Consider the following 13,499-nt stretch of genomic DNA (forward strand, 5'->3'; position numbering starts at 1 on the left):
ATAGATACGGTGTTTCCCACATGTCAAAGTCAACATTTCTTCTACTCACGCTCGCCGTCGGCATGGCCCTGGCGGGCTGTGCGCCCACCGGCTCGGGGCTGTCAGCTGAAGCCCCGACCACCACCGCCACGACCGGAGCGTCTCCAACGACCTCCGCGACACCGTCAGCAGTCTCGTCGACCTCCCCGCCGTCGCCGCTGCCGTCACCGTCGACACCAGGAAACAGCGCGACTGGCGCTGCGGGATGCATCCCGAACGGCATCGCGATCCCCGCGGGCGCGACGACGGGGATCATCGGGGACGTCGACGGTGACCAACAGCCGGACACGGAGTTCTACACCGAGGTCGGTGCGTTCAGCTACGGCATCCATACCGCATCCGGGGCCACGGTGCTCCTGCCCGATGATCTCGCTGGCCCCGGCGCGCACAGCGGATGGAGCGCCCGGCTGGATGGCCCCGCCATCGTCGCGACGGTACTGGATGACGGGCGCTCGGCGTCGCTGCACGCGTTCATTAACTGCAGCTTCGTCACAACGATGGGCACAGACGGACAGCCATACCGCTTTTTACTCAACGGCTTCGGAGAGCGTTGACGTTCTCCAGCGCCATCACTAACGTGACGAAGATCACGGTGGGTGACCGCAACACCACGTGGTGGCGTACCGGCACCACGGGTATCAACCTGAGCGCGGGCGCGGTGGTCTACCCCACCTCGCCGATCAGTCTGGTGGCCATCACTCGCAGCTAGCTCAGTGCGCTATGCGCAAAAGAAGCCAGGAATACAGTCCGCTGTACTCCTGGTTTTTTTGTGGCCTGGTCTATAGGGGAAGGAGTCAGCGGACTAGGAATAGCTCGAGCAGCGTAGGTCACCGGTTGACGGTGGCGGCCTGGATATTAGCCCGGTAAACCGTGGCGCGGTCGACCGCGAATAGCTCCGCTAGTTCCGCGATCGCGTGAAGGTGACGGCGTGCAATTCGACCAGGTGATTTTCTTGGGCGGGGAGAGCTTGGGGCTGCGCCCGCGTAGCCGGCCCTTTTCTCTGGCCACCGTCATGCGCTCACGCGATCGTGCCCGGATCCGGTCTGAATCGAACTCTGCGACCATACGGGAAGAGCTAAGCGGTGTGCAATCAGCTACCCTCCCCAACCGTCCCGACCTTCCAACAGCGGCCAGTTTTGGGTTTCATCTTCCGGCTGCGGATGTGTAACATCACCAGAAATCAGGCCAGTCCCGGTCACTCCATCCGTAATCTGGGATAGCGATCGTTTCTGAAAACCCTGACTGTTCTGCGGGTGCGACCTGACCGAGAAGCTTAAGTTGCCTGATGGTATCCGAAGCGTCGGGTTCAGGCCATAAAGATTCTTCCGGGATGGCAATGAGAGCATGAGCCGGTCCGAGGAACAACGTCGCCGTAACGACCGCGCCATTGACCAATACCACCGGGATGAGCCCGACCGCGGACCTATTTTTTTTATTGAGCACGGCCAAAAGACTTACAAGCGCGTCGGCGATTCGATCTGCCGTAAGGAACGAGGCGCCGCTGAACGAAATTCTTCTCATACCCACACCTTGAACTCACATCAATCATTAGAAAAGTAGGTTGACATATTCAAAGTAACGGAATCGCATTAAAGCACCTAAGCTATCATGGTGAGTTCGCCGTGTACACGGGGTCGGAGCGAAACTCCCCGCCAGGTCAGCCGCGATCTGACCCAACTGGCTGATCGACGTACCCCGCATACGGTCCCTCACGCCTACGACTACTCGGGACTAATCATTTAGATTTGTCGAGGAAGGTCCGCTATGTGTTCATCGCATGGCGGGTCAGGAACACGTGGGTAATCGTGGGGGAACGTGAGTCACAGGAACTCGGCGGGGTGGACACGTGACGACGCCAGAAATGTCGAAACCGCGGGAACAATCATTCGAGACAGCAGCGGAACTGCGAGTCGGGGCGCTCGGCTTTGTCGCGATGAGTGTCGTTGCCGGCGTTCTCGTGACGGCCGCGGTCACTCCCGCATTGGCCCTCTCCGGGATCGCGGCGACGAACACGATCAACGTCTTCGAGAACCTGCCCGATTACCTGAAGATCGACCAGCTCTCGCAGAAGAGCAACATCTACGCGACCACGAGCACCGGCGCCCCCTATCTTCTCGCCTCGTTCTACGACCAGAACCGCGTCGAGGTCGCCTCGGATGCGATCAACCAGTTCGTCAAGGATGCCGCGACCTCCGGTGAAGACCCCCGGTTCTACGACCACGGCGGCGTCGACCTGCAGGGCACCGTCGGCGGACTCGTCTCGACCCTCGCCGGCGGCGGCACCCGCGGTGGTTCCTCGATCACGCAGCAGTACGTCAAGAACGTTCTCGTGCAGAAGTGCGAAGTGCTCACGGATGCGCAGAAGAAGTCGGACTGTTATGACGCGGCGACCGCAACCACTCCCGACCGCAAGCTCAAGGAGATGCGCCTCGCGATCGGCGTGGAGAAGAAGTACGCGAAGGACGACATCCTCCGCTCGTACCTGAACATCACCGGTTTCGGCGGCACCGTCTACGGCATCGAATCCGCCGCGGAGTACTACTACGGCGCAACCGCCGCGACACTGACGCTCCCGCAGGCCGCGAGCCTCGTGGCGATCGTGAACAACCCGGTCAAGTTCCAGCTCGACCAGCCGGACAGCGAGACCAACGGCGCCGCGAACGGCTACGCCGCGAACAAGGACCGCCGCGACTACATCCTCGACGAGATGCTCAAGTACGGCAAGATCAACCAGGCCGACCACAATGCCGCGATCGCCTCTGCCATTGAGCCCAGCATCCACGAGCCCTCGACCGGCTGCCAGACCGCCGGCGGCAGCGCGTACTTCTGCGACCTCGTCGTGAACACGCTGCAGAACGACCCGACCTTCGGAGCGGATGACGCCACACGCCTCGCGAACTTCCGGCGCGGCGGGTTCAACGTGTACACGACCCTCGACCTGGACATGCAGCAGGCGGCCGAGGCCACCATGAAGGCCAACGTCCCCGACACCTACCCCGGCTGGGACGTCGGTGGCGTGATCGTCAGCGTCGGAGTCGGCACCGGCAAGGTGCTCGCCATGACGCAGAACAAGGACTACAGCCAGGACCCGGCCGTTCAGGCCACTGGCGCGAACTACACCGGGATCAACTACAACACCAACGTCGACCAGGGCGGCTCGAGCGGGTTCCAGCCCGGATCGACGTACAAGGTGTTCACCCTCGCCGAATGGCTGACCGAGGGTCACTCGCTCAACGAGCGGGTCGACTCCCGGCGCAAAAGCGACTGGGGCGTGTTCCGGGACAGCTGCCTCGGCAACCAGAGCTTCGTCTTCAACCCGAAGAACGACTCCGGCGAGGCGGGCGCCAACTACAGCGCGCTGGAGTCCACGATCGGGTCGATCAACACCGGCTATATCGGCATGGCCAAGAAACTGGACCTGTGCGGCATCCGCAAGACCGCAGAGGCCTTCGGTGTGACCCGAGCCGACGGTGACCCCCTGCAGGAGGGTGCCTCCGCGGTGCTCGGCACCAACGAGGTCGCTCCTCTCAGCATGGCGGTCGCCTTCGCCGGCATCGCCAACAAGGGCACCACCTGCAGCCCCATCGTGATCGACCACATCACCGGCACGGACGGAGCCGCGATCCCGGTGCCCGCGAGCACGTGCACCCAGTCCGTCGATCCGGCCGTCGCAGCGGGCATGACGACGGCGATGCAGCAGGTCATGACCAAGGGAACGGCGACCGCATCGAACGCGGCCACGAGCCCGAAGGTGCCGATGATCGGTAAGACCGGAACCACCGACGGCAACAAGGACACCTGGATGAGCGGTGCGACGACCAAGGTCGCCACTGTCGTCGGCGTGATGAGCGTCACCGGAGACAAGGATCAACGCACCACGTACTTCGAAGACCTGCGCTCCCCGGGCTCGTCGCGCTCTACCGTGCAGGCGGCCACCGCCCGGCACCGGATGTGGCCGGCCGTGATGAGCGTCGCTAACGCTAAGTACGGCGGAGATGTTTTGGTCTCGTCCCGCTGAGTAGTGGATTTTCTCGACACCGTGCAGGTCAGTGCTTCCGATTAGACCACAGTGAGTTCGGGCATGGGTCCCACCCCGTGCGCCCGCCGGCGCCTGGGCTGGGTAAGGATCACGGTCACGGCCACCACGCGTATCCAAGCGCAACGACACGAGGGATGTGATCAGGTTGCATCCGCTCGTTCCTGGCAAGTCGGGAAGCTAGCTGGTGGCTCTCCAGCGTTGGATCAAATATGAGCCGTAAGCGACATCAACGATGAGGTATACAGCGAAGAAGGACACGAGGCCGATCAAGGATATTGACGTGTTGTCGCCGTCAACTACTCCGCGGGATGCAACCCAGAACTGGGATTTTTTGCCCACACTGTGTGCACACCATGAAAGTCGGGAAGTGTCCGTCTTGCTCGTCGAGCAGTTTGAAGTCCTCTTCGGACTCACAGACCATGCAGTGTTGGTGAATGTATTGTGGCCGCGCCATAAACACGAGCTTATCGAGAGCGCCGAAAGCATGGCACGCCCCCTGCACCTCGACCCCGCTCACCAACGATGATCAAACCCGATCCACCTCGAGAAGTATTGGGTGCGCTACCACGCTCAGCATCGGGTCGAACTGCCCGAGTTGGTGCAGGTCAGGTTGGAGGCTGCCGCCTTGTCCCGCGAGGTGCTCACCGCCCTCAGGGACACTGGACTGGTCATCCTGCCGCTGTCGAACCTGGTCGTCTCGATGGGCACAATCGGTCCGCCCCGGCATGCACGAGGCGCTCCGTAGCTCTCCAGCGCCGGTCGTTGAGGTGGTCACCGATCATCGCCTCTGCAGTGCGCGGCATAACCAACGCCTGCCTCCGCCTAGTCAAGGTCTAGACATCGGCCGAGACCGACGCCCTCCACGACAGCTCTCGCTAACGGCCGCCAGCATCCCTCAGGCAGGCTGTCGCTGTAAATGCGCGACGTCATGTCGACCACCCCGATTGCGACGGACGATTGCGGAGAACGCCCTCGCCTCGGGAACTCCGTCAGGTCGTAGGGCTGAGGCAGGCACCCACTGGGCCGAACAGGTGCGGTTTGTCGCGCCGCCACTGAGGACTAGGAACTGGCCAGGTGCTGGTCCAAATAATACGATCGATATCCGCCGGCCGACTCGGATGCGTACGAAGTGACGTGAAAATCCGAGTCGTTGATTAAGAGTGCGGAGGGAAACCTGCCCGCACTCACCCGTGCCACGTGCGTGGGATGGGTTTACTATGACGAAAACGCTCGATTGAACGGGAAGGAAAGCGATCATGAGTGGTACGGACAAAATCAAGAACGCGACCGAGAAAGTCGTGGGCACAGGCAAGGAAGCTGTTGGGAAGGCAACCGACAATCCCAAGCTCGAAGCAGAGGGCAAAGCCGATCACGCTAAGGGCAGCCTCAAGCAGGCCGGTGAGAACGTCAAAGACGCCCTGAAGTAAAGCCGAAGCTCTTCAGGACCGGTCCCGATACCCGCAACAGCCCGTATCGGCACGCTGATAAGCAGCTGCAGCCGGGCGAACTTCGCGAACGCCCCAGTATTAAACAACTGACGCTGAACATCATCACGACCCTGCTTGCATCAAGGTCTAAACACTCCATCCGAAACCGTGCGTCGGCACGCTTTCATCGCCCAAGTGTCAGCAGGTTCGTAACCCGGGCGGGTGCACCAGCTGGTCCGCGGGATCGGGCACCGCGTACTCCGGCCGCAGCTCGGCAACATTGGCCCGGAACAGCGACGGGGATCCCGACCAGCCCACCCGCTCGGCCGCGGTCGCGGCCGGCATCGTCGGCGTCGTCGTCGGCGTCGCCGCGAGCGACACCCGCACCTGGCCGGCGAACGCGTCAAAACTAGACCCGGTCGGCTCGCGCTGATACGCCGGCGACCGATCCACAGCCAACGCCCGATCCACCGTTCCCCGGGACACCCCGGCCAGCCGCGCTATCTCCCGTTTCGCATGCTTCCCCGTCGAATGCACATGGCGAAACTCTGCCCAATCATCCAATTTGATCACCTTCCATAGTGGTTGGTGGCCCTATTGTCAGTTGGCGTTTCTGGCCCTATTTTCAGTCGGCGTTAACATCTGTCCCAGACGACCTCACGGCTGACCAACGAGGGACTTCATTCCAACTCATCGCGACTTGACGTAGCGACGGTTGGACACCCCCATACAGGGGTGCGCACGGGTACGTCAACCCTCTTGAGAGTTCTATTTTCAGCATGTGTACTGAACTTTCCATTGTGATTTGGAGGCGTTCATGCCCGAACATGTCCTAGCTTCACGTCAGCACAACAGCGTTGGTTTAGTCGCCGTTTCCGCGACGACGTGGCAAGTACGAGGTCAGCGAGGCGGGGATGAGCCAGCCTCCGTTCTCCTCGGCTACGTTCAACACGTCGGAGATATCTTCGAGGCGACGAATCTCATCAGGCCTCTAGATTGCCGTGCCATGTCCACGCTGGCCCGAGCGGTGGAGAGTATCGCGGGGGCGGCAACGGAATGAGCGCCGAAACCCAAGTCCCAACGACCACCTCCCCGATCTCGCGTGTTCGCCCGGCGGTCGCCGGGCGCTATGCGCGCGAGGCCACAGATACTTTCGGTGATTACCTGCGCCGCATCGGCAAGAGCCCGCTCCTCAACGCCGAGGACGAGGTCAACCTCGCCCGGCGCATCGAGGTCGGCCTGTTCGCCGCCGAAAAACTTAAGCGCGGGATCGATGACCCCGAGCTCGCCCGGGAACTCACCTGGCTCGCCCACGACGGCGGCCGAGCAAACGACCACTTCATCGAGGCCAACCTCCGCCTAGTCGTCAGCATCGCCAAACGCTACTCCGGCCGCGGAACACTCATCATGGACCTCGTCCAGGACGGCAATATCGGCCTCGTCCGCGCGGTCGAGAAGTACGACTTCACAACCGGCTACAAGTTCTCCACCTACGCGACCTGGTGGATCCGCCAGGCGATCCACCGCGGCATGGCAGACAAGTCCCGGATGATCCGCATCCCCGTGCACACCGCGGAAAAGCTCAACAAGATCAAGCGCATCCGCCGCGACCTTATGATTTCCCTCGAGCGGGAACCCACCATCGAGGAACTCGCAGCGGCCATCCTTATCTCGGCCCAGGAAGTGTCCCGGTTACTCAGCTACGACCGCGAACCCATCTCTTTGGATATGCCGATCGGTGATGGCGTCGGGGACATATCTGAACTCATCCAAGACGGCGATCTGCCCGAGCCGGATGAATACGCGACCCTCACCCTGCGCCGGGCCGATATTTCCTTCCACCTTCACCGACTGCCGTCCCGGGAACAGGCCATCTTGACCGCCCGGTTCGGACTCGACGGCGACGAGCCGCACACCCTCGAACAGGTCGCGGCCGTCCAGGGCGTCACCCGGGAACGCGTCAGACAAATCGAAAAACGCGCCCTCGCACTCCTGCGCGTACCCCGACTCGAACAATACCTCTACGACTAAAACGCGATAAGGAAGCCAACCCAAGTTCGGTTTCGGTCGCCGTGAAAGACTTCGTTTCGGTGCACGCGCGTCGGACCGAGCTGGTCGCAGCCCGGGGTCCGGCCTGCACCGAGGTCACCGAGATAGACGAGGCGGGTGAGCTCCAACGCGAGCAGCATCGCACTCCTAAGCTCGCTGAACATCTCGCAGCGCTCCGCCCCCGCAATGGTCAAGTAATCGACGCGTGCAACGGTCACTCAGCAGATACGGCCAAAGACACTGTCCGCCTTGTTCGCGCGGCCCGGTCTAGGAATTCGGAATCGGTTCAGAGCCCAGTTGTCGACGCGCCTGCACTATGTACTTGAACGAGGTCTCCGATGTCTTCCACACACCGGTGGGCGATCCAGGTGTCGAGTTCGGTGGCGGGGACGGGGCGGGACATGAAGAAGCCTTGGGCGTGATCGCACCCGTAACGGACGAGCTCGTCGTAGGCGGCCCTGTTTTCCACGCCTTCGGCGACCATGCGCAGGCCGAGGCTGTGAGCGAGGTCAATCGTGGAGGCCACCAGTGCGGCTGCGCGAGGATCTTGGCCCATCGGTATGACGAAGGATTGGTCGAGTTTGATTTCGTCAATCGGAAGGTCCCGTAGGTAGGACAGAGAGCTGTATCCCGTACCGAAGTCATCGATAGCGATCTGGATGCCGCTGTCGCGGAGTCGGGTCAGAATCGTTCGGGCTCGTTCCCGGTCAGACATAAGGAAATCCTCCGTGATTTCCAGTATCAGCGTGGAGGCGGTCAGCTCGCGGGCGTCGATCATGGCGGTAATGCGCTCGGGCAGGTCAACGTCGACGAGGGAGCTGGACGACAAGTTAACGGCGACAGTCATTGCCTGACCTTGGCTGTGCCAGAGCTGAGCCTGATCAAGGGCTTTCTCCAATACGATCCGGGTCAGTACTGCCATCTGGCCAGATTCCTCGACCAAGATCAAAAACTCTTCCGGCAGCAGCAAACCCCGGGTCGGGTGGTTCCATCGAGCCAAGGCCTCGACCCCGGTAACGCGCCCCGTCTTCAAGCTGATCTTGGGTTGGTAGTGCACCACGAGTTGGTCCTCGAGCAAGGCACCGCGCAGTTCTTCCAAGGTCCGCAACCGGATCTCACCATGACTATCGTCGGCTTGTTGGAAAATGTGGTGGCCACAGTGGGTCGTTTTCGCCTCGTACATGGCCATGTCAGCTCGCCGAAGAAGCTCACCGAGACTTTGGCCTTGGTCGGGAAACAGTGCGATCCCCATGCTCGCGCTGGTTTGTAGGGCGATTCCTTCCAAGGTATACGCGGCCGCAAGAACGGCACGAAGTTTGCCGGCCACTGCGAGAGCATCTTCCTCGCCAGAACCTTGAAGGACGATCGCGAACTCGTCACCCCCGAGTCGGGCCAGGAAATCTCCCGCGCGCAGGGAGTGCGACAGCCGGGTGCCGACTTGAACCAGCAACGCGTCCCCCGCGTCGTGGCCCAGGCTGTCGTTTACTTCTTTGAACCGGTCCAGATCCAACAGAATCAAGGCGCTCCGGCGCCGATTCAGGGGCGAGACCGATCCAACCGTGAATCGTGCCGCCGCTTCGGCTTTCAGTACCCTTCGATTCGGTAGCCCGGTGAGCTCATCAGTGAGGGACTCGCGGCGCAGAAGTCGCTGTCGAAATGCGAGAGGAAGCGCAGCCAACCCCACCGTGGCGGTGGCTAAGACAACCGCAAGGAGCGACACTGTGATTTGGGTGCCCAAGACGAGAAGACCCAGCCCGGCCACGACGGCGCCAGCCGGCACACTCAACGCGGGCGTTTCCCTGTCCCGCCGGCGATAGGCGCCCGTGTCCCTCCCCGAGCCATCGACCCACAGGGCCATCAGGGCTAGGCCGAGCGCCCAAACCGCGTCCAACGGGTTTCCGGCGCTGTATTGATCGGCGTTTTCGAGCAGCGCGTATGCGACATCGGCGACGGTCAGGATGCCCAAACCAAGGATGAGGAACAGCCACCGTGGCCCAATGTCCAAGGTCGGGGAAGCGGCTACGCCGGTGATCACTGCGACCAGCAACAAGTCAAAAAACGGGTATGCCACCGCAACCACTGTCACAACAGGGGTGGGACTCTTGATCGCGTCATCCAGGACGGGGCTGAGAATGGCGGCCAGGACCGCTGCCGCGCCCAAAGACCCGACCGCGCTATCGAGCAGCACAGACCAGGAGAAACCCCGCACCTGCCGCCGAACCAGCACAATCACGGCGGCAAGCATCAGCGGGTAGAACATGAGATACCCGATATCCGCCACAGAGGGAAACACCAAATAGCCGCTGTCATCTACGGACAGGGAATAGTAGGTATCCGCGACCGCGGACACCGTCACCGCCGCTGCCGCCAGCAGCACGTCCCAGCGAGCAAAATGTGTCCGCCAGGCAGCCGCGAAAAACACGACCACGGCCACCCACTGTGTCAACCCGCTCAACCACACATCAACGAACGGGTTCGCCCCGTCACCATGTAACAGCAAACCAACAAAGTAAACGATTACTAAAGCGCTGACGACCCACATCAACCAGCGCCCAGACCTCAACCCACCGATCAGGCGACCCCCACGTTCACGAGCACCCACCTGCACAGAAACCCCTTCGTATCAGGCCCAGCCTACCGACCAAAACCAACACCGAATGAGCTGCTGCGGAGTTCTTGGACAGTGGGCGGGACTGCCCCGAGTTCAGTTGACTCAAAGGGTTAGTGGTCTCAGGCGGCTTTGAGGGCCACGTTTATTGTCTCAAACTCGATCGGGGTGAGCTTGCCGAGGCGGCGTTGCCGGCGCTTGCGGTGGTATGTCCGTTCGATCCAAATCACCATCGCGAGGCGCAGTTCCTCTCGGGTTGACCACCGCTTCCGGTCGAGGACGTTCTTCTGCGGCAGCGCGAAGAAGGACTCCATCGCGGCGTTATCGCCGCATGCGCCGACGCGGCCCATCGACCCGGTGATGCCGTTGTTCTTCAGCACGCGCAGGAACGCGTTGGAGCGGAATTGAGAGCCTCGGTCCGAGTGCAGGATCGTGCCGTCGATGGTGCGCTGACCGATCGCGTTCCGGGCCGCGGCGACGGCCCGGGACGCCTTCATCCTGGAGTCGATGGAGTAGCCGACGATCTTGTTCGAGTAGACGTCTTTGATCGCGCAGAGGTAGATCTTGCCCTCGTCGGTGCGGTGTTCGGTGATGTCGGTCAGCCAGAGCTGGTTCGGGCGTGTCGCGGTGAATTTCCGTTTGACGAGGTCGTCGTGGACGGGCGGGCCGGCCTTGCGCGTGAGGCCGCGTTTCTTCGCGAACACGGACCAGAGTCGCTGCTGCGAGCACAGCCGCCAGACCCGGTTCTCACCCGCGGTGAGGCCGGCCTGACCGAGCTCGTCGGAGATGAACCGGTAGCCGAACGCAGGGTCGTCCCGGTGAGCGTCCCAGGCCGCGTTGGTGAGGTGGGCGTCGTCCCAATCGCGCTGGGAGACTGGGTCGCGCTTCCACTGGTAGAACGCTTGTTTAGAGAAGCGCAACACCCGGCAGATCACCGTGACGGGGACACCGTCGACGGCCAATTCACGGACCAGCGGGTAGATCATTTTGGGTTGACGTCCCGGGAGAGATAGGCCACGGCCCGCCGCATGACCTCGGCTTCCTGCTCGAGCAGCCGGATGCGCTTCTTGGCATCCCGGAGCTCGGTGGATTCCTTCTCGGTCACACCGGGCCTGACGCCTTCTTCGACGTCGGCTTTCTTCAGCCAGTTCGCCAGGCAGGACTCCGAGATCCCGAAGTCCTTCGCGATCTGATTCAGCGGGGCTTCGTGCTTCCGGGCTACCGCGACAACGTCACGGCGGAACTCGGGTGGGTAGGGCTTGGGCATGATGACATCTTTCCAGCGAAGACGAATCTCCACAGGTTAGGAGTCAACCAAACCGGGGGCAGTCCCTTTTCCCGGTATGCGTTCGTGGAACCGGCGCTGGATATGCGGCAAGACACCTGGCTGCTGGCCAACGTCGCGATGTTCGATTGGTTCGGCGGAACGGTTCCCCGGATCGTGCCCGGCAACCTGAAGACCGGAGTGATCAAGCACCCTCGCGAGGGCGAGATCGTGTTGAACGACGCTTACCGGGAGATGGCTGCGCATTACTCAGCAGCGGTGCTGCCGGGCCGCCCCCGGTCACCTAAAGACAAACCGTCCGTGGAAAATACGGTCTCCCACGTTGCTACCTGGGTGATCGCCGGACTGCGTCATCGGAGCTTCGGGTCGCTTCCCGAACTGCGAGCCGCGATCCACGAACGCATTGATGCCTATAACCGGGAACCGTTCCAGAAACGCGCCGGCTCCCGCTTCAGCGTGTTTGAAACCGAGGAGAAGGCGCTGCTGCGGCCGTTGCCGTCGGCTCCGTATGAGATCAGCCGGTGGATCATGGGGCGCAGGGTGCAGAAGAACGCGCATGTGGTCTGGGAGAAGAACTTCTACTCCGTCCCCTACGCGCATATCGGGCAGGGCGTCGACCTGCGCATCACCAGGCAAGTGCTGGAGGTCTATCGGAACCATGAGCGGCTCACCAGCCACCTATTGTTCGGCGAGCATGTCGTGAACGAATACCGCACCAACGATGCCGACCAGCCCCAGGGCGAGAAGTATCGCGAGTGGGACAGCGTCCGGATCCGGGCCTGGGCCGAACGAGTCGGACCCCATATGGTGACGGTGGTGAGCAGGATCTTCGAGGCCGTGCCGGTGGAAGAACAAGGCTTCGACGCCGCCCTCGCCGTGCTGCGGCTGAGCCGCCGCTACTCCAGCGAGAGAGTGGAAAAAGCGTGCCAGATCGCACTGGAGGGTCGTGTTCGCTCGCCCCGGTATGCGCACTTGCAACCGATCTTGGAGACCGGGCAAGACAAGACAGGCACCCGCAGGATGCCGCGCTTCGAACCTGCCGAACCCGAATCCGGCGGATATGTCCGCGGCGCCGACTACTACGCAGGCGCTGCACGATGAGCCGGATCGATATCGAGACCAAACGCAAGCTCCGCGAAATGGGCGTCGCCACCCTGCTGGACGCGTTCGACGCGCAAGACGACACCCTCACCCTGGGCCTCGCGTTCGAGGAGCGAGTCAAACTCGCCGTCGACGACGCCCACTCCGTCTTCACCCAAACCAAGGTCGAGGGGCTCATCCGCCGGGCGAACCTGCGCTATCCGAACGCGGATTTGCGCCGACTGGACCTCGTGGAGGAGCGCGGCCTGGACCGGTCAATGCTCGCAGGGCTGGGCACGTGCTCGTTCATCGATCGGCAGCAGAACGTCGTGTTCCAGGGATTCACCGGATCGGGGAAATCGTATCTGGGCTGCGCGCTGGCGAAAGCCGCATGCCGGCACCGGGTGCGAGCACACTACATTCGAATGCCGGAGCTCGAAGAGGCCTGGCAGCTGGCCCGCGATAAACCCTCCGGGTCGACGAAGTTTCTGAACAAGTACGCCTCGTTCTCGCTCCTAGTCATCGATGAATGGCTCCTCGACGAGCCCGACGAGAGCACCAGGAGCATGCTGTTGGAACTCCTCGAGCGCCGCTACGACCAGGCATCAACGGTGTTCTGCACCCAATACGCCCAAAAGGACTGGCACCAGCGCCTTGGCTCCGGAGTTCACGCGGACGCGATCATGGACCGCATCGTGCACAACACCATCTGGGTCGAGACCGGCGGCCACAACATGCGAGAACACACCGCCGGCCAGGTCAAGCGCGGTCGGGCGTCACGGGCCCCCGACCGCGCGACGACCCGGCACCCAGCGGCAATATCGATGGCCCCCGAAGGCAATATTCGCTGGCCCCCAAACCCGCAAATACTCAATGAGTCAATACTCGTACAGCATGACCCGCACCATCAGGCGCGGGTCATGCGGCGACTGGCCCTTCGACTTCGCATACGACGCGTAGAACTTCTGCAGG

General features: G+C 62.2%; 10 protein-coding genes and 2 pseudogenes. 7 read left to right on the top strand and 5 right to left on the bottom strand.

Going from position 1 to position 13,499, the window contains the following annotated elements:
- The first annotated feature begins 20 nt into the window (after positions 1–20).
- Positions 21–593, top strand: a complete 573-nt coding sequence (locus E3O50_RS18725; protein WP_134564592.1) for a hypothetical protein — start codon at positions 21–23, stop codon at positions 591–593.
- A complete protein-coding gene (locus tag E3O50_RS19300; RefSeq protein ID WP_166790994.1) occupies positions 590–748 on the top strand; it encodes a hypothetical protein in 159 nt (52 codons plus the stop codon). The genes E3O50_RS18725 and E3O50_RS19300 overlap by 4 nt, the downstream gene beginning before the upstream one ends.
- Before the next feature lie 118 nt (positions 749–866).
- Here the strand turns inward: E3O50_RS19300 and E3O50_RS19770 are convergent.
- Positions 867–1,104 (bottom strand): annotated as a pseudogene (locus E3O50_RS19770) (hypothetical protein); the annotation flags it as partial.
- Positions 1,105–1,209: 105 nt separating this feature from the next.
- Positions 1,210–1,560, bottom strand: coding sequence for a hypothetical protein (locus E3O50_RS18735; protein WP_134559315.1), 351 nt, complete (start codon positions 1,558–1,560; stop codon positions 1,210–1,212).
- 325 nt (positions 1,561–1,885) lie between these two features.
- Between E3O50_RS18735 and E3O50_RS18740 the strand changes: the two genes are divergently transcribed.
- Positions 1,886–4,057 carry a transglycosylase domain-containing protein gene (locus E3O50_RS18740; protein WP_134559317.1) on the top strand — a complete coding sequence of 724 codons (2,172 nt, stop codon included), beginning with the start codon at positions 1,886–1,888 and terminating at the stop codon, positions 4,055–4,057.
- A gap of 1,277 nt (positions 4,058–5,334) precedes the next feature.
- A complete protein-coding gene (locus tag E3O50_RS18745; RefSeq protein WP_134559319.1) occupies positions 5,335–5,505 on the top strand; it encodes a CsbD family protein in 171 nt (56 codons plus the stop codon).
- A gap of 198 nt (positions 5,506–5,703) precedes the next feature.
- Here the strand turns inward: E3O50_RS18745 and E3O50_RS18750 are convergent, their stop codons facing one another.
- The gene (locus E3O50_RS18750; RefSeq protein WP_134559321.1) at positions 5,704–6,078 is read right to left on the bottom strand and encodes a hypothetical protein; all 375 of its coding nucleotides are present in this window, start codon (positions 6,076–6,078) and stop codon (positions 5,704–5,706) included.
- A 483-nt stretch (positions 6,079–6,561) separates the two neighbouring features.
- Here E3O50_RS18750 and E3O50_RS18755 point away from each other — a divergent pair, with 483 nt between their 5' ends.
- Entirely contained in the window at positions 6,562–7,536 is a 975-nt protein-coding gene (locus E3O50_RS18755) for a sigma-70 family RNA polymerase sigma factor (RefSeq protein ID WP_194087901.1), read from the top strand.
- A 304-nt stretch (positions 7,537–7,840) separates the two neighbouring features.
- On the opposite strand, the gene E3O50_RS18765 is transcribed toward E3O50_RS18755, so the two are convergent.
- On the bottom strand, positions 7,841–10,096 hold the full coding sequence (locus E3O50_RS18765; RefSeq protein ID WP_134559325.1) for an EAL domain-containing protein: 2,256 nt from the start codon (positions 10,094–10,096) through the stop codon (positions 7,841–7,843).
- A 188-nt stretch (positions 10,097–10,284) separates the two neighbouring features.
- A protein-coding gene (locus E3O50_RS18770) for an IS3 family transposase (protein ID WP_134564593.1) occupies positions 10,285–11,429 on the bottom strand; the annotation gives its coding sequence in 2 pieces (ribosomal slippage) (positions 10,285–11,150 and positions 11,150–11,429; 1,146 coding nt in all).
- A gap of 63 nt (positions 11,430–11,492) precedes the next feature.
- Here E3O50_RS18770 and E3O50_RS18775 point away from each other — a divergent pair.
- A pseudogene (locus tag E3O50_RS18775) lies at positions 11,493–12,548 on the top strand (IS21 family transposase); the annotation flags it as partial.
- On the top strand, positions 12,545–13,499 hold a 955-nt coding region (locus E3O50_RS18780), incomplete at its 3' end, for an ATP-binding protein (RefSeq protein WP_134560325.1). The pseudogene E3O50_RS18775 and the gene E3O50_RS18780, both read left to right, overlap by 4 nt.

This window comes from Cryobacterium sp. MDB1-18-1, assembly GCF_004402735.1.
Classification (GTDB): Bacteria; Actinomycetota; Actinomycetes; order Actinomycetales; family Microbacteriaceae; genus Cryobacterium; species Cryobacterium glucosi.

Coding starts and splice junctions, on each gene's coding strand:
- E3O50_RS18725 (WP_134564592.1), top strand. CDS start 21: ATGTCAAAGTCAACATTTCTTCTACTCACGCTCGCCGTCGGCATGGCC.
- E3O50_RS18735 (WP_134559315.1), bottom strand. CDS start 1,560: ATGAGAAGAATTTCGTTCAGCGGCGCCTCGTTCCTTACGGCAGATCGA.
- E3O50_RS18745 (WP_134559319.1), top strand. CDS start 5,335: ATGAGTGGTACGGACAAAATCAAGAACGCGACCGAGAAAGTCGTGGGC.
- E3O50_RS18755 (WP_194087901.1), top strand. CDS start 6,562: ATGAGCGCCGAAACCCAAGTCCCAACGACCACCTCCCCGATCTCGCGT.
- E3O50_RS18765 (WP_134559325.1), bottom strand. CDS start 10,096: ATGTGGGTCGTCAGCGCTTTAGTAATCGTTTACTTTGTTGGTTTGCTG.